General features: G+C 61.8%; 16 protein-coding genes. 6 read left to right on the forward strand and 10 right to left on the reverse strand.

Translation table 11 applies throughout. The features are described 5' to 3' along the window. Position 1: 1 nt before the first annotated feature. From PP263_RS07595 to PP263_RS07605, 3 genes are all read right to left on the reverse strand, one after another. Positions 2 to 1768 carry a SulP family inorganic anion transporter gene (locus PP263_RS07595; protein ID WP_374693719.1) on the reverse strand — a complete coding sequence of 589 codons (1767 nt, stop codon included), beginning with the start codon at positions 1766 to 1768 and terminating at the stop codon, positions 2 to 4. A 4-nt stretch (positions 1769 to 1772) separates the two neighbouring features. Next, the gene (locus PP263_RS07600) at positions 1773 to 2186 is read right to left on the reverse strand and encodes a TIGR01244 family sulfur transferase (RefSeq protein WP_308367789.1); all 414 of its coding nucleotides are present in this window, start codon (positions 2184 to 2186) and stop codon (positions 1773 to 1775) included. A 156-nt stretch (positions 2187 to 2342) separates the two neighbouring features. Further along, entirely contained in the window at positions 2343 to 3221 is an 879-nt protein-coding gene (locus tag PP263_RS07605; RefSeq protein ID WP_308367791.1) for an MBL fold metallo-hydrolase, read from the reverse strand. Positions 3222 to 3320: 99 nt separating this feature from the next. On the opposite strand from PP263_RS07605, the gene PP263_RS07610 reads away from it, so the two are divergent. From PP263_RS07610 to PP263_RS07630, 5 genes are all read left to right on the forward strand, one after another. Continuing rightward, complete coding sequence (locus tag PP263_RS07610) at positions 3321 to 3635, forward strand: metalloregulator ArsR/SmtB family transcription factor (RefSeq protein ID WP_308367792.1); 315 nt, start codon at positions 3321 to 3323, stop codon at positions 3633 to 3635. 5 nt (positions 3636 to 3640) lie between these two features. Then, a complete protein-coding gene (locus PP263_RS07615) occupies positions 3641 to 4075 on the forward strand; it encodes a YeeE/YedE family protein (protein ID WP_308367793.1) in 435 nt (144 codons plus the stop codon). Continuing rightward, positions 4076 to 4510, forward strand: coding sequence for a DUF6691 family protein (locus PP263_RS07620; RefSeq protein ID WP_308367794.1), 435 nt, complete (start codon positions 4076 to 4078; stop codon positions 4508 to 4510). 219 nt (positions 4511 to 4729) lie between these two features. Next, on the forward strand, positions 4730 to 6445 hold the full coding sequence (locus PP263_RS07625) for a sulfate permease (protein WP_308367795.1): 1716 nt from the start codon (positions 4730 to 4732) through the stop codon (positions 6443 to 6445). 154 nt (positions 6446 to 6599) lie between these two features. Beyond that, positions 6600 to 8828, forward strand: coding sequence for an ATP-dependent helicase (locus tag PP263_RS07630; RefSeq protein ID WP_308367796.1), 2229 nt, complete (start codon positions 6600 to 6602; stop codon positions 8826 to 8828). Between the two features lie 71 nt (positions 8829 to 8899). On the opposite strand, the gene PP263_RS07635 is transcribed toward PP263_RS07630, so the two are convergent. The 7 genes from PP263_RS07635 to PP263_RS07665 form a co-directional block, all read right to left on the reverse strand. Beyond that, positions 8900 to 9577 (reverse strand): DUF4919 domain-containing protein, encoded by a 678-nt coding sequence (locus tag PP263_RS07635; RefSeq protein WP_308367797.1) that lies wholly within the window; start codon positions 9575 to 9577, stop codon positions 8900 to 8902. Next, positions 9558 to 10823, reverse strand: coding sequence for a patatin-like phospholipase family protein (locus tag PP263_RS07640; protein WP_308367798.1), 1266 nt, complete (start codon positions 10821 to 10823; stop codon positions 9558 to 9560). The genes PP263_RS07635 and PP263_RS07640 overlap by 20 nt, the downstream gene beginning before the upstream one ends. A gap of 124 nt (positions 10824 to 10947) precedes the next feature. After that, complete coding sequence (locus tag PP263_RS07645) at positions 10948 to 11949, reverse strand: YhdH/YhfP family quinone oxidoreductase (RefSeq protein WP_308367799.1); 1002 nt, start codon at positions 11947 to 11949, stop codon at positions 10948 to 10950. Positions 11950 to 12018: 69 nt separating this feature from the next. Continuing rightward, on the reverse strand, positions 12019 to 13215 hold the full coding sequence (gene sohB, locus PP263_RS07650; protein ID WP_308367800.1) for a protease SohB: 1197 nt from the start codon (positions 13213 to 13215) through the stop codon (positions 12019 to 12021). A 164-nt stretch (positions 13216 to 13379) separates the two neighbouring features. Then, positions 13380 to 14030 (reverse strand): cation/multidrug efflux pump, encoded by a 651-nt coding sequence (locus PP263_RS07655; protein ID WP_308367802.1) that lies wholly within the window; start codon positions 14028 to 14030, stop codon positions 13380 to 13382. 27 nt (positions 14031 to 14057) lie between these two features. Beyond that, entirely contained in the window at positions 14058 to 14855 is a 798-nt protein-coding gene (gene nudC, locus PP263_RS07660) for an NAD(+) diphosphatase (protein ID WP_308367803.1), read from the reverse strand. Between the two features lie 13 nt (positions 14856 to 14868). Further along, a complete protein-coding gene (locus PP263_RS07665; protein ID WP_308367804.1) occupies positions 14869 to 16566 on the reverse strand; it encodes a hypothetical protein in 1698 nt (565 codons plus the stop codon). 273 nt (positions 16567 to 16839) lie between these two features. Between PP263_RS07665 and nhaB the strand changes: the two genes are divergently transcribed. Continuing rightward, entirely contained in the window at positions 16840 to 18375 is a 1536-nt protein-coding gene (gene nhaB / locus PP263_RS07670) for a sodium/proton antiporter NhaB (protein ID WP_308367806.1), read from the forward strand. Positions 18376 to 18594: the final 219 nt, after the last annotated feature.

Genomic DNA, 18594 nt, shown 5'->3' on the forward strand with positions numbered 1-18594 from the left:
CTCAGACATTTTCGGTTATCGCGGCCGGCTGCCCGGCATCAACACTGCCCGGTTCCCGGGCTTTGGAAAAAGCCTGGAACTGGGTGAGAAAAACCTCCCCGGAAAGCCGCCGCAGGAAACCACTGCGCTGCAACCCATCCATCACCGGCCCCTTGACTTCGGACAGGTGCAGGCGGACACCCAGTTCCTGCAGCCTTTCATTCACCGACTCCAGTACCTCCAGCGCGCTCCAGTCCACTTCGTTCACGGCACTGCACATCAGGATCACGTGCCAAACCTGCGTATTTCCCGCCAGGTCGGCATAAATACGATCCTCAAGATAGCTGGCGTTGGAGAACAGCAGGCTTTCATCCACGCGGATGGTCAGTATCTGTGGCACCGTCAGCACATTGTGCCGCCTGACGTTCCTGAAATGTTCAGTACCTTCCACCAACCCCACTTCCGCGATGTGCGGCCTGGAGGTGCGGTATAGGAACAGCATAATCGAGGCGGCAACACCGCAGGCAACACCCGCCTCAACTCCCGCAAGCAATGTCACCACGATAGTGACGAGCGCAGCGGCGAAGTCCCTGCGGGAGAAATTCCAGGTTTTTTTCAGTATGGAAAAATCCACCAGCGACAGGACCGCGACGATAATGGTGGCCGCCAGTGTCGCCTTCGGCAGATAGTACAGGAAGGGGGTGAGGAACATTGATGCCAAGGCGATACCGATAGCGGTAAAGACACTCGCCATCTGCGTCTCCGCCCCCGCGTCAAAATTGACCACTGAGCGGGAGAATCCCCCGGTCACCGGAAAAGCGCCGGAAAATCCAGAGGCCACATTGGCCGCACCCAGGCCGACCAGCTCGCGGTTCACATCAATTTTCTGGCGGCGCTTGGCAGCCAGAGTCTTGCCCACGGATACGGATTCCACATAACCGATGACCGAAATCATCACCGCCGGCAGCATCAGCGCCCGGACCAGTTCCCAGGAAAGACCGGGTATCTGCAGCTCTGGCAGCCCGCGGGGAATGGCACCCACAAGCGCCACACCTCTCTCCTCCAGACCTAGCACCAGGCTGAGCATAACAGTGACCAGCACGCCCACTACCGGGGCCGCTTTTGCCAACAGCGCGGCGCTGTGGGTAGATAATGACAAGCGGGTCAACAAAATTGTGGCACCACCCCGCGACCAGAATAAAAACAGCACCACCAGAGTGCCTATCGCCAGTGTATGAGTATTCATTCCGGGAAGGTTCTTCAGCAGCGATGTACCCAACTGCAACAGGTTTTCGCCACCCGCATCAATACCCAGAATATGTTTGAGCTGGCTGAGAGCAATGAGCAATCCGGAAGCGGTGATAAACCCGGAAATCACCGGGTGCGAGAGGAAGTTGGCAAGAAAGCCCAGGCGCAGAAATCCCATCAATGCCAGAAACAGCCCGCACAGCAGCGCCAGCATCGACGCCGCCAACAGGTATTCCCCGGTGCCCTGAACAGCCACCTGACTCAGGGCGACAGCGGTCATCAGGGAGGTTATCGCCACGGGGCCCACCGACAGGCTGCGGCTGCTGCCGAACAAGGCGTAAGCGATCAGCGGCGCGATACTCGCGTAGAGGCCAACCTCGGCGGGCAGGCCCGCGAGCAGTGCGTAGGCCAGCGATTGGGGAATCAGCATAATGGTGACGATAACCGCAGCCAGGAGGTCACGCCCCAATTGCTGGCGATTGTACTGCCTGAGCCAGCCGGGAATGGCCAGGTAGCCCGCCAGTCGATACACGGCGCCCATCCCGCTAGCGGCCGAAGACAACCAGCGTACCGCTGACGTCAAACCCCGCTCCGCGGGCTTTTTCCATCAGGGTTTTTCCGTCTTCTCCCACCGTGCATTTTGCCGCTGCCCACAAATTGCAGGCGCGATTGCCGGTGCGGCAGAAGGCGTGGACCTTTTTGCCGCTGTCCAGGATTTTCGCGAACTCCTTGCAGTGGACCGCTTGCATCTGGCCGCGCGCAAAGGGAATAGCCACAAATTCGATACCGCAACCCGCAGCTGCCCGGGAAAGTTCCGCGAATGAGGCCTGGTCATCGACCTCTCCTTCCAACCGGTTGCACACCACGACCTGTACGCCGGAGTGGGCCAGCTGCTGCAGGTCTGCGCAGGTGATGTCTGCGGATATGGACACCTGGCTGTCCAACTGTTTGATATCCATCGCTCTCTCCAACTGCTGAATTCTGGAATCGGTCCGGGGCGCCGACAGGGGCGGTGGGGCGGGCTCAAAAACCTCATCGGCAAATATTGAGCCCACCCTCACCGCCCATGTCGGCTTCGAGCCCCAAGGAATCATTCTGCCTTCCGAAACCCGGGTTTAAAGATGGTTGATCGGCACCTTGAGGTAGATAACCCCGTTGTCCTCCGCCGGTGGCATCTGCCCCGCGCGGATATTCACCTGGATAGACGGAATAATCAGCCGGGGCATGGGCAGGTTGGCGTCGCGCTTGGTGCGCATGGCAACAAACTCGGCCTCGCTTACCCCCTGGTGCAGGTGGATATTATTGCGTTTCTGCTCGCCCACGGTGGTCTCGCAACGGTGCTCGCGGCCACCTTCGGGCGGATAGTCGTGGCACATGAACATGCGAATATCCTCCGGCAGCGCCAGCAGTTTTTGCACCGAGCGGTACAGGCTGCCCGCATCGCCTCCGGGGAAATCGCAGCGGGCACTGCCCACGTCCGGCATAAAAAGAGTGTCGCCTACAAACAGGGCGTCACCGATCATCCAAGCCATATCCGCCGGCGTGTGACCCGGCACATAGAATACCCGCGCCTCCAATTCGCCAACATTGAATACATCGCCATCGTGAAACAGGTAATCGAACTGGCTGCCGTCAATAAGGAACTGTTTCTCCAGGTTGAACACCTCGCGAAAAATCTTTTGCACCTCTCGGATCTTGTCACCGATAGCAATCTTTCCACCTAGCTGCTTGCGGATAAATGGCGCGGCGGACAGATGGTCCGCGTGGGCGTGAGTCTCCAGTATCCACTCCACCGAGAGTTTTTCTGCGTGGATGAATTCCACCAGGCGCTTGGCGCCGGCGGTGTTGGTGTGACCGGACGCTGGGTCGAAGTCCAACACCGGGTCCACCACCGCGGCAGCGCCGCCCGGGTGGTCGTAGACCACATAGCTCCAGGTTTCGGTATCCGGGTCGAGGAACGGCTGGACCTGGGTAAGCGGTTTAGCGGCTGACATAGGCTCGTCTCCCAATCTCAACACCAACAATATACTTGTGGATATTATATAAATCAATATAATGTTTACATGTAAACTTTATGAGCACACAGGGCAACCATGGCCGACACTTCCAACATCAGTCTCGACAAGATGCGCGCCTCTGCCGGCGATGCCTCGCTGATGCTGCGGTCCCTGGCCAACCGGGACCGCCTGCTACTGCTGTGTCAGTTGAGCCAGGAAGAGCTCTGTGTCGGCGACCTGGAGGACAGGCTGGGCATCTACCAGCCCAGCCTGTCCCAGCAACTGGGCGTGCTGCGCCGGGAGGGGCTGGTGGCCACCCGCCGCGAGGGCAAGCACGTGTACTACCGGGTGGCGGACGAGCGGGTGCTGGTGTTGCTGCAAACCCTCTACCAACTCTACTGTTCGGAATAACTTGTATGACCATAGACTGGAATGCTTTCACCCCCCTGTCTGCACTGGCGGGCGGGGGACTGATCGGCCTGGCCAGCGCGCTGCTGTTGTCACTGAACGGGCGTATCGCCGGAATCTCCGGCATCGTCGGCGGACTGTTCGCGCGCACCGCCGGCGAGACCGGTTGGCGGCTGGCGTTCATACTTGGCCTGCTCGCCGCACCCGTGCTCTGGGCACTGTTCACCGCCCTGCCCCCGATTCGCATCGAGGCGGGCTACCCGGTTCTGATCGCCGCCGGGCTGCTAGTGGGTGTGGGCACCCGCTATGGCGCAGGCTGCACCAGCGGCCACGGGGTCTGCGGCCTGTCCAGACTATCCCCCCGCTCGCTGGTGGCGACACTGGCATTTATGGGCGGCGGCTTTGCCACGGTTTACGTCGTACGCCACCTTTTGGGAGTCTAAGTGAACAGATCACTCTTTTCCGCTTTCCTCGCCGGGCTTATATTCGGCGTCGGCCTGTTACTCTCCGGAATGGCCAACCCGGAAAAGGTGCTGGCCTTCCTCGACCTGTTCGGCGCCTGGGACCCCTCCCTGGGACTGGTGATGGCCGGCGCCATCTGCGTCGGCATGCCGGCCTTTTATTTGACCGGGAAGCGCGGCAAATCGCTTTTTGGCGGCGAGCTGAAATTGCCCGAGCGTCGGGATATCGACCGTCGGCTGGTACTGGGCAGTCTGGTATTCGGCATCGGCTGGGGCCTGGCAGGCTTCTGCCCGGGCCCTGGCATCGTGGCCACTGGCGCCGGTGAATTCAAGGCGCTGGTGTTCGCCGCCGCCATGGTGGTAGGCATGGGTATTTTTCAGGTAATTGAAAGCCGCCGCGCCACATCGGACGGCTGAGACAGGAGACGGCAGAGCAACTCCAGCCGTCGCGGCACTCCGCATCCTGCGGACCACCGCTTTCTGATATCTTGATATTCAGGTTTCGGAGTCCAGACCATCGATGTGACATTGAGCCCGAAGGGACGGCGAGATGGGTTTAATATTTACCGGTCAGGTTTTTGAATCTGTACTCCCGAAACCCGGCTTGACCGAAGCAGCGAGGGAAAGCGCGAAACTATGCGGCTAAAGAGGCTGGTCCCGGACTGGTTGAAGGGCTATCAGCGCCAGTGGCTGGCGGGAGATACCAGCGCCGCGCTGGTGACCACCATGATGCTGGTGCCCCAGTCGCTCGCCTATGCGCTGCTCGCCGGACTGCCGCCGCATATCGGTCTCTACGCCAGCCTGCTGCCGCTGCTCGGCTATGCGCTCTTCGGCTCCAGCATGGTGCTATCGGTGGGGCCGATGGCGGTGCTGTCGCTGATGACCGCTTCCGCCCTCACCCCTCTGGCCGCTCCCGGCAGCCCGGAGTACATCGCCGCCGCCGCACTGCTCGCCGCGCTCGCCGGACTGTTTTCCTTCGCCCTGGGGATGCTGCGCCTGGGCATTCTCGCAAACCTGCTCAGCCATCCGGTGATCACCGGCTTTATCGCCGCCACCGCGGTGCTGATCATTGTCGGCCAGGTAGACACCCTGCTCGGCGTGCCTGCGACCGGGGTCACCGCGCTGCAGTTGGTCCTCGCCACCCTGCGCAATCTGCCGGACGCCATCCCCCTCTCCACCTGGACGGGGCTGGCGGCGCTGCTGGTGCTGATCGCCGCCCGCCTCTGGCTGCCGCTGTTGCTGTGCCGGTTTGGAATGGGAAAAAACGCAGCGCAGCTGCTGGCCTCGCTCATACCCATGGCGGTGGTACTTACCGCCACTGCCCTGGTGGTGGCGCTGGACCTGGAGCAATTCCTGCCGGTTGTGGGTCCCCTGCCCCCCGGCCTGCCACAAATCCGCCCGCCCCCTTTCGACTGGAATACCAGCTACCAGTTGCTGCTGCCCGCACTGATCATCGCCCTGCTCAATTTCATCGGCAGCTTGTCCGTGGCCCAGGCCATGGCGGCCAAGCGCGGCGAACGCTTGGACGCGGACGCGGAACTGCGGGGGCTGGGCGCCGCCAATATCGCCAGCGCCCTGTCCGGCGGCATGCCGGTGACCGGCAGCCTGTCGCGCACCGTCATCAGCGAGGAAGCCGGCGCTGTATCCCCGATGGCCGGAGTGCTCACCGCCCTGATGATCGGGCTGGTGCTGCTGTTTCTCACCGGAATCTTTGCCCACCTGCCGATTGCCGTGCTGGCCGCCACCATCATCGTGGCCGCCGCCAGCTCCATCGATATGCGGGGATTCGCACGTATCTGGCGCTACGATCGCGCCGACGGCCTGGCGATGCTCGGCACCTTTCTCGGCGTAATGCTATTCGGGATCGAGGCGGGCATCGGCCTGGGTGTAGGCTTCTCCTTCGCCTCCCTGATCTGGCACAGCAGCCGCCCGCATATCGCGGTGATGGGAAGGTTGCCGGGCACCGAGCATTTCCGCAACGTGTTGCGCCACACGGTGGAGACATCGCCGGAAATACTCTTCCTGCGTATCGACGAGAGCCTGTTTTTCAACAATATCAGCGCGGTGGAAGACCGCCTGCTGAGCGAGCTGAAACGACATCCACAGGCGCGCGAACTGGTGTTGATCCTGTCTTCGGTAAACCGAATCGACGGTACCGCGCTGGAGCGGCTGCAGCAGGTGAACCGGGACCTGAAGGACCGGAATATCCGCCTGCACCTGTCGGAGGTAAAGGGTCCGGTACTGGACCGCCTGGGGCGCTCGCGCCTGCTGGAGGAACTGAGCGGCCGGGTGTTCCTGTCTTCCTATATCGCTGAACTGGCGCTGCGCAGGGGGGAGGCCAGTGGGGAGTGATCAGTGGTGAGTGGCACGAGACAGTAACTCGAGCGATAACCTCGATGCGAAGGCCCTGCTGCCAACTCTCGTAACTTAGTGGCATTCCACTCAGCGGGGAGTGCACAGGGCGCACTGCACTGGTAAAATATCCAGTATTTGATCGGCAGTCCCCATGCACCCACTCACGGAAGAACAACAGGCCGTCGCCGACCATCCCGGCGGCCACGCAAAGATTATCGCCGTGGCCGGTTCCGGCAAGACCACCGCGCTGCTGCACTACATCAAGAACCGCCTGCGGGCCGGGGTGGCGGCGGAGCGCATGCTGGTGCTGATGTACAACCGCAGTGCGCGGGAGGATTTCGAGCGGCGGCTGCAGCAGCTGGACTGCGCGCCCGCGCCGGCGGTGCACACTTTCCACAGCCTCGGCTACCGCCTCTACCAGCGCATGATCGCCAATGGCCATATCGCCCCCGCCAGACTCACCCCCCTGCCCCAGCCCACGGTGCAACTGCAGATCTGGAAAGCCATCGAAAAGTGCGCGGCCCCCTACGAGTTGGAGGACATCCGCGCGCGCAAGCAGTCGGAAATCGAGGCCGCGGAATTTTTTATCGACTACAGCAAGTCCATTCTCACCGGCGACCTGAGCGCCTTCCAGGAATTGAAACTCGGCGACGAGTACATGTATTTCCTGAAAGTGTTCCGCAGCTTCGAACAGTGGCGACGCAGCCAGGGCGCGGTGACCTACGCGGACCTGATCTACGACCCGGCGATACTGCTCAGCCTGTGCCCGGAAATCGCCGAGGAGTACGGCAGTTACTACGAGGATATCCTAGTGGACGAGTACCAGGATATCAACGAGGTACAGCACTTCCTTTTGCGCGTGCTCTATGGCCGCCCCAGTAACAAGAGCTGCAATGTGATCGCCATCGGCGACCCAGACCAGACCATTTACGAGTGGCGCGGCTCCAAGCCCAGCTTTCTGCTGAAATTTTTCGACGGGGATTTTCCCCCGTCCAACGTCTACCAGCTGAGCCGCACATTCCGCTACGGCCACGCCCTTTCCCTGGCCGCCAACCACTTTATCGAAAACAATCGCGAGCGCGCGGATATTTTTTGCGTATCCGCCAACGGCAAACAGCGGACGGTGATTGAAACCGTGGCCACCGGCAACGAGAGCCGCTGGCTGGTGGACCATTTGCGCGGCTGCCGCAAACGCGGCGAATCGCTGAAGGGAATCGCCATCCTGGTGCGCCTCTGGTCCGTGGCCGCGCCCATCGAGCTGGCGCTGCTCGCCGGCAATATCCCCTACCGTTCCGGAAATCGCAACACAGTGCTGTCCCGCCGGGAGTTGCGCCCGCTGTTCTGGAGTTTGAATATCGCCGCTGGCCGCTTTGCCGAGCTGCCTGCGGAACGGCGCCAGCGGGGACTCTACGAATGGCTGACCGCACCGCATATCCGCATCCCCCGGGCGCAGCTGGAGCCCCTGTGTACCGAGCTGGCCCGCTGCGACAGCGACTGGGGAAAAAACCTGCTGCGCCTGCTGCCGGAATCCCTGAGCAAAGCGCAGACCAGACGCTTGTGCCAACGCGCCGAACTGCTCACCGAGATCGAACAGTGGCGCGGCCAGGCGGGCGAGCTGCTGCGTCGGCAGTTGACGGCTCTGGACTACCTCGACGGCATCGGCGACGACAGTTTTACCCGCCAGCAGGGGGAGGAAAAACAGCAGACCGTGCAGGCCTTCTGCCAGTACCTGGATCAGTTGCGCCGCCCTCCCGCCGAGGCACTGGCGCACTTGCGCGAGCTGCAGCGCCAGCACCGCGAGGGCGAACAGACCGCCGCCAAGGCGGTGCAGATCACCACCATGCACCAGGCCAAGGGATTGGAGTGGGATCAGGTGATCATCCCCTCCCTCACCCGACACCATATGCCCTACCAGCCACAGCGGGATTTCTCCACGCCGGCGTCGGTGGAAAGCGAGCGGCGGCTCATGTATGTGGCTGTGACCCGCGCGCGCCAAAAACTCTACCTTCTGACCCCGGAAAATCCCCGGCCGGGGGAAAACAGCGAGGCGCAGCAGTGCCCCTCGCTGTTCCTCGAGGAAATGCAGCTGCCGCTGTGCCGACTCGTAGATGAAGCCTTGCGTGAGCGCCCGCAGGCGCTGCACAGTCCGGTGCCGGTCACCCGGCTGGCATTGCGCTATCTGGAGGCCTGCGACTACAACCCAGAGATCGAGGCCCCGCGCGCGGCCATACGCAAGCCGGCCCTGGGCGAGGGCATCCGCCACCGCAAGCTCGGTTACGGACGGGTAATCAAATGGGAGGAGCAGCGGGTGGAAATTCTGTTCAGCGACCGGAAGACGCGGCGCTTCGACTGGGAAAAACTCTCGCAGTTCCTGATGTAGGAGCGGCCACGGGCCGCTCCTACAACGCGTTACCGCCGGCGCAAGCCGCTATGACAAGTAAATAGAGCGCGTTACTCCTTGCGGTTATCCATCTCGCTCGCAAACTGCCGGCTGACATCGAAAAACAGCGGATACTCCTCTCCGGACTCCGGATCGCGCACGCGCATCTTGTCGTAGATACCCTCTCTGTCGTAGACGATATCCTGGTCCAGCACCTGCAATCCCTTGAGGCGCACAAAGCCGCGCAGCTCCGACGTACTGATGGTCTGGTAGGCGCTGTCCTGGGTCCTGCCGTCGCCGCTGCTTTCAATGGAAGACATCAGGCCCTCCACCATATAGCGGTGGCGGTCCTCCCGCTCGAAGTCGCCGGCCTGGCCGCTGCACACCACGCCGATCATATGCGCCTCAAGGCTCATGTAGTTGCTGTCCAGCACCCGGTCCACATGCTTCAGGCAGTCCCCGAACTCGGCGCTCTCCACCGCGCCGTAGGCCTCCGGCAATCCCGCCAGTTTTACACCCCCATGGGGGTTGTATTCCGCCGACGCCACGAAGGCGCGGCGCAGCTGGTTGAAATCCAGGGTGAAGGACAGTTGCTGTGCCTCAGCCAGCAGGCGGCGGTACTCGCTCTCCTCCGCGGTGCGGAGACGGGACGGCTCCGGCCGGCTTCCCGGTGCACTGCAGCCGGAAACGACCGCGGTCAGCAACAGGATGGAAAGGGAGATCCCGAAATTACGATTGCGTATTGCCATTTTCTGCTTCCGTTGCCGGTTTTACTCGAATTCCGAACAGGCCCTTACGCTCTTCCTGCACCGACTCGGTCTCCGGCTGCAGAAAGGCGCGCAACTTGTCCTGTTCCCACATGGCGTCCTGGTAGCCCAGTTCGATCAACTCGCCGATAAAGGGCTTTTCAAACAACAGGTAGCTGGCCGCCGAGGCGCCGCCGCCGGAGGTAGTGGCACCGGTGGAACGAAACAGCCAGCGTACCGCCGGCGGCAGATAGCGAACCTTGCGCCCCGCCAGACGGTCGAGGCTCTGGGAGGGCTCGATCACCGCCGATTCCACCGGACGCAGCGGCGCAAGGTCGCCGAGCTTCGATTCCGACACCGAACCGAGCAAATGATTGACCCGATCCAGATGCTCGATATCCCCCTCGAGGCTGTCGATAAAGGCGGCGTTGAACAGCTGCCCGGCAATCTGCGCCATGGAGGGAGAATGCCGCGGCGGCTTGTGGCGCTTCTTGCCCCAGTGCACCGGGGAGCGATTGTCCGACACCCCCACCACAAACACCCGGTTGGCCCCCAGGTGCAACGCCGGGCTGATGGGCGCCAGCTGGCGCACGGCGCCATCGCCATAATAGTCGTCGCCGATTTTGACCGTGGAAAACAGGGTGGGAATCGCCGCCGAGGCCATCAGATGGTCGGCGGTCAGACGGGTGCGCAGGCCGTAGCGCCGGAACCGGCGCCACTCGTCCAGTTCCTCGGCGCCCTGAAAGAAACTGACGGACTCCCCCTCGCTATAGGACAGGGCATTCACGCACACGGCGCGCAGGTGGCCGGCGTCGATATGCTTCTGGATATTGTCGAAATAGATAATCTCATCCACGAGCTCCCGCAGCGGCGTATTGTCCAGCAGTGCCAGTGGTCTCTGCCGCGCCACCCCCTGGTTGAATAGTGAGCAGGTGATGGAAAGCATATTGCCCAGCAGGCTGCGCCAGCTGCTGCGGTAGATATTGTCTACGGTGAGATCCATCCACAGGGCACAGAGGCGATCCACCGACTCCCTGAAACTGCCCGGATGGGAGGCGAGCCACAGCGCATTCACCGCCCCGGCGGAAGTGCCGCAGATAATCTGGAAGGGATGGGGCTCGCTCTCCGGTACCAGTTCCGCCAGCGCCTTGAGCACCCCCGCCTGGTAGGCGGCACGGGCACCGCCGCCGGACAGCACCAGGGCATTGGATTTGTAGGGGAGTTTGGGCAATTCGTTATTTGAGGACAATTTTGTTTTACCGATACCTAGCGGAGATAAACTTCAGCCAAAGTAAGACCTTTGCGGACAACAGAGTTCCCCGGGGTTGCCGTAAAACGGACCTGCTCGGCTCTGCCGGGTCCATATGATCCCATCATAGGGCCATATCCACCACATAGCGCCCGATACCGTGCCCACGGTGCAGCCGCGCGAGAAACTCCGGCGCCTGTTCCAGGGAGATGTCTTCGGCAATGCTCTGCAGCTTCTCACCGATATTCCAGTCGCCCGCCAACTTTTCCCATGTGGCGGCCTTCTTCTCCAGTGGCAGTTCCACGCTGTCCACCCCCAGCAGGCTGATACCGCGCAGGATAAACGGGAATACATTGGCCTGGAACTGAGCGCCGGAGGCCATGCCGCAGGCGGCCACACCGCCGCCGTAGGCGAGGGATTTGATGACGTTGAACAGGGTCTCACCACCCGCGGTATCCACTGCCCAGGCCCACAGCGGCTTGGCCATGGCCTTGCTGGCGAAGGGCGCCAGGGACTCACGATCGAGCACCTTCCAGGCCCCCAAACCGGTGAGGAATCCCGAGGATTCCAGCTTGCCGGTCACCGCTGCCACGCGGAAACCCAGCTTGGCCAGCAACGCCACGGCGATAGAACCCACGCCGCCGGTGGCACCGGTCACCAGCACCTCGCCGTCTTCCGGACGGGCTCCAGCCTCCAGCAGCTTGTCCACGCAGAGACCGGCGGTGAGGCCGGCGGTGCCCAGGATCATCGATTCGCGCGCAGTCAGGCCCTCGGGCAGTGGCAGAGCCCAGCCCGGGGGGATGGCGATGCGCTCGGCGAGGCCCCCGGGAGTGTTCATCCCCAGGTCGTAGCCGGTGACCAACAGCCGCTCACCGGGGGCATAGGTACCGCTTTTGTCCTCCAGGACCTCTCCCACCGCGTCGATACCCGGAGTGTGCGGATACTCCCGGGTGATGGCGCGATTGCCGAAGGCGGACAGCGCATCCTTGTAGTTCAGCGAAGAGTGGGAGACCGCCAGCAACAGCGGGTGGTCCGGCAGGTCCTGCAACCGGCGCCGCACCACCCGTTGGTCGTATTTGCCGGGAGCCACCTCTTCGACCCAGATTGCGCGAAAGGTCTTATCCATAAACTTATTCCGATCGCAGCCAGCCACCATTTCCGCGTCTGATTCGCCAATTACCGGCCACTATAAAAATTATTGCGCCTGGTGGCGCCAGGCCGCCAGGCGGGAAAACAGCCGCATCAGCGCCGACTCCACGCCCGCCTGCGCCGCCAGCCCCATCTTGCGGGCGATATTGCGCTTTTCCTTGTACTCCACCTGGTAGAGTTCCGAATCCTGTGCGCAGCGGGTGAGATATTCATCCGAGGTTTTCAGTTCGTCCACCAGGCCCAGGTCCAGCGCGCGCTGGCCGAACCAGACCTCGCCGGTGGCTACCTTGGCGATATCCAGTTTCGGACGGTACTCGGCGATAAAGTGCTGGAACAGCTGGTGGATATCCTCGAGGTCGCTCTGGAATTTCTCGCGCCCCTCCCGTGTGTTCTCCCCGAACATGGTCACGGTGCGCTTGTACTCCCCGGCGGTGAACAATTCGAAGTCCACATCGTGGCGCTTGAGCAGGCGGTTGAAGTTGGGCAGTTGCGCCAGCACACCGATGGACCCCAGCATGGCAAAGGGCGCGGCCAGTATGCGATCCGCCACACAGGCCATCATGTAGCCGCCGCTGGCTGCCACCTTGTCCACGGCAATCGTGAGCCACACACCGGCGCCGCGCACCCGCGCGAGCTGGCTGGCGGCGAGCCCGTAGTTGGCCACCAGACCGCCGGGGCTCTCCAGGCACACCACCACTTCGTCGCCGCGCTCCGCCACCTGCAGGATTGCGGTAATTTCCTCACGCAACTGGGACAGCGCGCTGGCCTTGATGTCGCCGTCGAAATGCATCACGAAAATACGCCGACGGCCTTTTTTCTCCGGCGCCGCGGATATTGCGGCGGGATGTTTATCTCCGGCTTCGGCGTCCGCTTCCGCCTGCTCCGGCACCGGGGTATCGGTGCTTTCCAGCACAGAACTATCGGTTTTCTTTGCGGATTTTTCCCGGCGCTCGGCCTTTTGCCGTTCTTTTCTCGCCTTGGCCAGCGCCTTTTCCCGCGCTTTTTTCTCCTTCGCCAGTTCTTTCTTGCGGTGGCTGAATTCACCTTTGTCCAACACTGCCTCCAGCAGTGTCTCTTTCATCTCTTCGTAGCGGTCATTGAGGTGAGTGACACTGATATGCCCCTGCATACGCTCTTTCAGGTGTTCCCGATTGGCCACCGCAAAACCGATAATCAACAACAGTGCGGCGACAATGGTCACCACCTTGGCCAGGAACAGGCCATACTCACTGAGAAATTCCACTAAACCTCCATATTCGTATTTATTACTTTGATTTCGGAGTTCAAATCTATCCGGCTCGGGCCGGAAAGACGTATTCCATTCGGGCCGTTACAACTCAAGTTTCAGAGTTCGAGGCGTCTGCCGGTGGCACAAGTTGAGCCTCGAAACTTGAATTACAACTTTACTCACTGCCACTCGTCGAGCGCCGAGGTGGCCTGCTGGTTCAGCGGCCGCGCCAGCAGGCCGGTGTGGCTGATCCGCACCTCGTAGACAGCGCCGTCTCCCATGGGCAGGAAAGTCGCGCTGCCGTAGACCGCATCCACAAACGGCAACTGGTTATCAACGCCGCGCAGGGTGCGCCAGATATCGACACCGTAATCACTCTCCCGCAACTGGTATATAGAGCGCTCCTTGTCACGCTCATCCTGCAGGGTGAGATAACGGCCACTGAGGCGGTCCAGGCGGTAGGCCGGCTGGATGCCCCAGCGCGCCAGCGGGCCTTTCCACTTTAGCATTCGCGCGTCCAGTTGCCACTGGTCGCCGCGCAGCTCGAAGTGCTGAGCCATTCCGTCCTCGTCGGCAAACTTGGCCCGGAAGTGTTGGTCGCCGAGCTTCTCGAAGGACACAGTGCCCACACTGTGCTCCTTCGCCAGGTTTCTGTAGCTGTAGATATCCGCCGCCACCAGCACGATCAACAGGGCACCGCCGAGCAGCAGGATACCGATACTGCCGCGAATAAAGCCGAGCAGCCAGCTGCCGCCGAACAGTACCTTGCCGCCCCAAAAAATCAACAGCAGCGCCAGCAGCGCGAACAGGAAAGTTATCGCGATATACATATTGTTATTGGACTCTTGTTAATGGACTTACGCTGCCTCTTCCGCGAACCGCCGAATCAACTGTCCGGAAAGGGTCTGCGGCGGAGGGATGGCTGAGGGCAGTTCGCTGTGGTGAAACCACGCCGCCTCAGCAATTTCCAGCCCGTCCGGTTTCAGGTCACCACCGGCCCACTCGGCGATGTACCCCAGCATCAACTGGCCGGGGAAGGGCCACGGCTGGCTGCCGATGTAGTGGCAGGCACCCACTTCCAGGCCCACCTCCTCGCGCACCTCCCTCGCCAAGGCCTGCTCCGCATTCTCTCCCGGCTCGATAAAGCCCGCCAGTGCGGTCAGCAGGCCGTGGGGGTGCTCCCGGTGGCGGGCGAGCAGACACTCCCCTCCACGGGTAACCAGCATGATGACACAGGGGGAGATTCGGGGGTACACCGCCAGTTGGCAACGGGGGCAGACCCGCGCACGGTCGCTGGGGTGGTAGTCGGTAACGTCGCCGCAACGGCCGCAAAAACGGTGGTCGATGTCCCAGTTGGCCACCTGCAGCGCCCGTCCGGCGAGAGTAAAATGCAGTTCGTCCACTTCCCCCAGCAAACTGCGCAGACCCCGCCAGTTGCAGGTCCCCGCCGGCAGGCGCTCCGACAGCAGGTGCACGCCGCACGCCCTTCCGCCCAGTTCTCCCAGGTAGTGGCTGGACACGACAGCGCTGGCGGGGAAGGGAAAATCGCTGTGCAGGAACTCAGCTCCAGAGCACAGCAACTGCCCCTCCGCCACAGCGATATGCAGGGAAAACTGCGGCTGTGGACGGGCACTGGCAGCGGGAATGAAATCCAATCCGGCCACCGGCTCAGGCTACCTCAACGGGATACCCGAGGGCCTCCAGGCTTTCCACAGCCAGGTTGAGGGATTGCATGTCCGCATCGCGGTGCAGTTTCACCTCGCCCAGGTAGTACTCCAGGCTGATAATGGCGTCGGCGAAAATATCCAGGGACTGCTCCAGGCCGGGAGCCGCCTCCCGCTGGTCCATCACCGCCTCGACGAAGTCCACAAGGCGCTCCACCACCGCCGCCGCGCGGCGCAGGTTGAGTACCACCAGTCCACCGCGCACGCTGTTGAGAGTGGTGGATACATTGCGTATATGGCCGTGATCGAACCCGGACTCCGCATAGGATCCCAGTGCGCGTTTGATCAGCGACAGGCCCGCCTCCGCTTCCTTGAGCACCGCCACTTCCGCCTCTGCCAGTTGGCTGTGCTCCAGGGCGATGTCCGCCTGGCCGTACTCGTCCACGTCGATACTGGAACTCTGGCGCAGGGCGCGGATGGTGCTGTCCACCATCAGCACCTGGCCAGTGAGCTTCTGCAGCGCCGACTCCGCCGCCGCACCGCCGGCCGGCGCGGCGCTGTGGTACTCCTCCACCGCCTCGCTCAGACCGTCGCCGACCCGCCTGAAATTGAGCAGTTTCAGAGTGCTGGCAATGCGCTGCAGAGTACCCACCAGTCCGTCCTCGTCATCCAGGCCGGTGAGTCCGATCATCTCGATATCGTCCAGCATGCGGCGCACGCCGGAAAGTTCCTCATCCAGGGCGCCGGCCACCGCGGTGATCGCCGTGGCCCCCGGCCCACCCAGGCTGGCTCGTTCACGCTCCAGCTCCGCCTCGCTGTAGCCCAAAGGCGCCACCGAGAAGGCCTCCAGCACCCGGGCGCCCTGACCGCCGGGCACGGACAGCGCCAGCCAGTAGAGGCACTCCTTCAATAGTACCGGGGGTGCTGGCTGGTCCAGCGCTGAATCCCCCTCCTTCTGCAGGGTGCGCAGGCGCCGGTCGAACATGCTGAACACCATCACCCGGGCGCGGTTGATGTGCATCTCCCGCGAGGCCATTCCCCCAAGGGCCGCTCCCGCCACCGCCCACAGCCTGCCATTGGGGCGCCCGGCGGAAATACTGGCGACACGCTGCAGCGCGCGCGCCATCATGGTGTAGGCGGGCTTGCAGGGTTTGCCCTGCAGCAGCGCCAGCAGCCCTACTTGGTACATGTGGCGGAAACGGCGCACGAAGTTGTTCAGGTCCTCGGACATCACCGCCGAGGACACCGCGCCGGGCACATTGGCATCCAGGCGGCAGCGAAAGAAATGGCTCTCCGGCACCGGCGGCTGCGAGCGCGCCGCCCGCAGGTTGTTGATATAGGGAATCAGCAACTCCGGCCGGGCGGTGCTGCGGTTCTGCACGAAATCGAGATAGCGGGTAATCACGTAGAACCCGGTACCCAGTCCCTCCATCAGGTCGTTGGAGGCCTCCTGGCGCCCCTCTTGCAGATCAGTCAATGCACTGAGCATCTCCTGGGCCAACAGCTCCGCCGCGTGCAGCTGTACCATCTGCAAAACGCCACTCACCTGGCGCAATGCCGCCAGGCTCTGTGTCAGGGACTGCTTGTTGTTGTGATCCGCCGCAAACTGGTCCAGGCAACTGGCAGCGCCGTCTATAGTCGCCACCAGTTCTTCCTTCACCACATTCACGGAAGTTATATTGATATCGCGCACTTCAGTCACTGCTTACACCGCTGCATTATTATTTTGCACAAAATTCGACCAGAACAGGGGGTTTCGGTCGACCACAAAGCAATTTATACCAAACCCCTCAAGAGTCCACCTCTGAGCGGACAAATTCTATCGAATAATCGACAAATCGAGTGGCATAGAGGCAAGGACTGGCGAAACTACTTGAATTTTCCCCCAAACTGGGTAGCGTTCCCCTCGGTATACCCGCGGGTCTTCCGGCCCACGATGCGCTATCCAGGCCAGCAGTTAACCAAGAAAGTTAAAATGAACACATACAATAACGCCCTCACAGCTTCCGGCAACGGCTTCGGCCGGGCTTTTACAGAGAACTTCCTGGGCGAAGCGCCCGACTGGTACAAGCTGACGATTGCCCTGTTCCTGATCGCCAACCCGGTCCTGCTGTACGCCACCGGTCCTTTTATTACCGGGTGGGTGCTGATCGGCGAGTTCATCTTCACCCTCGCCATGGCCCTCAAATGCTACCCGCTGCAGCCCGGAGGCCTGCTGGCGATGGAGGCGGTGCTGCTGGGAATGACCAGCACCGACGCCGTGTACCACGAGGTTACGGAAAATTTCGAAGTAATCCTGCTGCTGATGTTTATGGTGGCCGGAATCTACTTCATGAAGAGCCTGCTGCTATTCGTATTCACCAAAATACTGATCAATGTGAAGTCCAAGACACTGCTCTCGGTGCTGTTCTGCTCTGTGGCCGCAGTGCTTTCCGCCTTCCTGGACGCACTCACAGTCACCGCCGTATTGATCGCCGTCGCGGTGGGGTTCTACTCGGTATACCACCGGGTGGCCTCCAACCAGCCTCACCACCATCACGAGCACGACCATTCCAACGATGACCACGTGGTGGAATACCACCGGGAAGACCTGGACCAGTTCCGCGCCTACCTGCGCAGCCTGATTATGCACGGTGCCGTGGGCACCGCCCTGGGCGGCGTGACCACTCTGGTGGGCGAACCGCAAAACCTGTTGATCGCGGAAAAGGCGGGCTGGGAATTCCTGCAGTTCTTCCTGAATATGGCCCCGGTCACCATCCCCACGCTTTTCGCCGGCCTGCTGACCTGCGCACTGCTGGAAAAGACCGGCCTCTTTGGCTACGGCGCCAAACTGCCCAACGCGGTGCGCGAAGTGCTGATGAATTTCTCCCAAGAGGAGGAAAAGAAACGCAACTCTACCGACGTGGCCGAGCTCTGGGTACAGGGCATAGTCGCGGTCATCCTGGTGCTGTCGCTGGCCTTTCATGTGGCGGAAGTGGGTATTATCGGCCTGATGATCATCGTACTGCTGACCGCTTTCAACGGCGTGGTACAGGAAGCCCGCATCGGCCACGCGTTCGAAGAGGCCCTGCCCTTTACCGCCCTGCTGGTGGTGTTTTTTGCCATCGTTGCAGTGATTCACGAACAGCACCTGTTCGAACCGGTGACCCACTTCGTGCTCGGGCTGGAGCCGGCGCAGCAGCCGGGCATGCTCTTCCTGGCCAACGGCATATTGTCGATGATCAGCGACAATGTGTTTGTGGCCACGGTGTATATCAACGAAGTGAAAGCGGCCCTGACTGCGGGGGAGATCACCCGCGAGCATTTCGACAAGCTGGCCATCGCCATCAACACCGGCACCAACCTGCCCAGCGTGGCAACACCCAACGGTCAGGCGGCTTTCCTGTTCCTGCTGACCTCCGCACTGGCTCCGCTGATCCGCCTGTCCTACGGGCGCATGGTGATTATGGCCCTGCCCTATACGGTGGTGCTCAGTATAGTGGCGCTGGTCTGTGTAATTTATATGGTGTAGCTACTCGCCCCCGGGACTCGGGACTCGGGACTCGGGACTCGGGACTCGGGACTCGGGACTCGGGAAAGAATACCGAACTTGATGCTAAGGCCACCGGCAGCGGGGCCGCCCAGGCCTCGACTTAGTGATGCGAAGGCCCTGATAGCCGGAGCCGTTCAAGAAAAGCGCCTGCGGCTGAAAAACAGACCGATGAGGCTGTTGAACGAACGGCTACCGGCA

The organism is Microbulbifer sp. TB1203 (assembly GCF_030997045.1).
Classification (GTDB): domain Bacteria; phylum Pseudomonadota; class Gammaproteobacteria; order Pseudomonadales; family Cellvibrionaceae; genus Microbulbifer.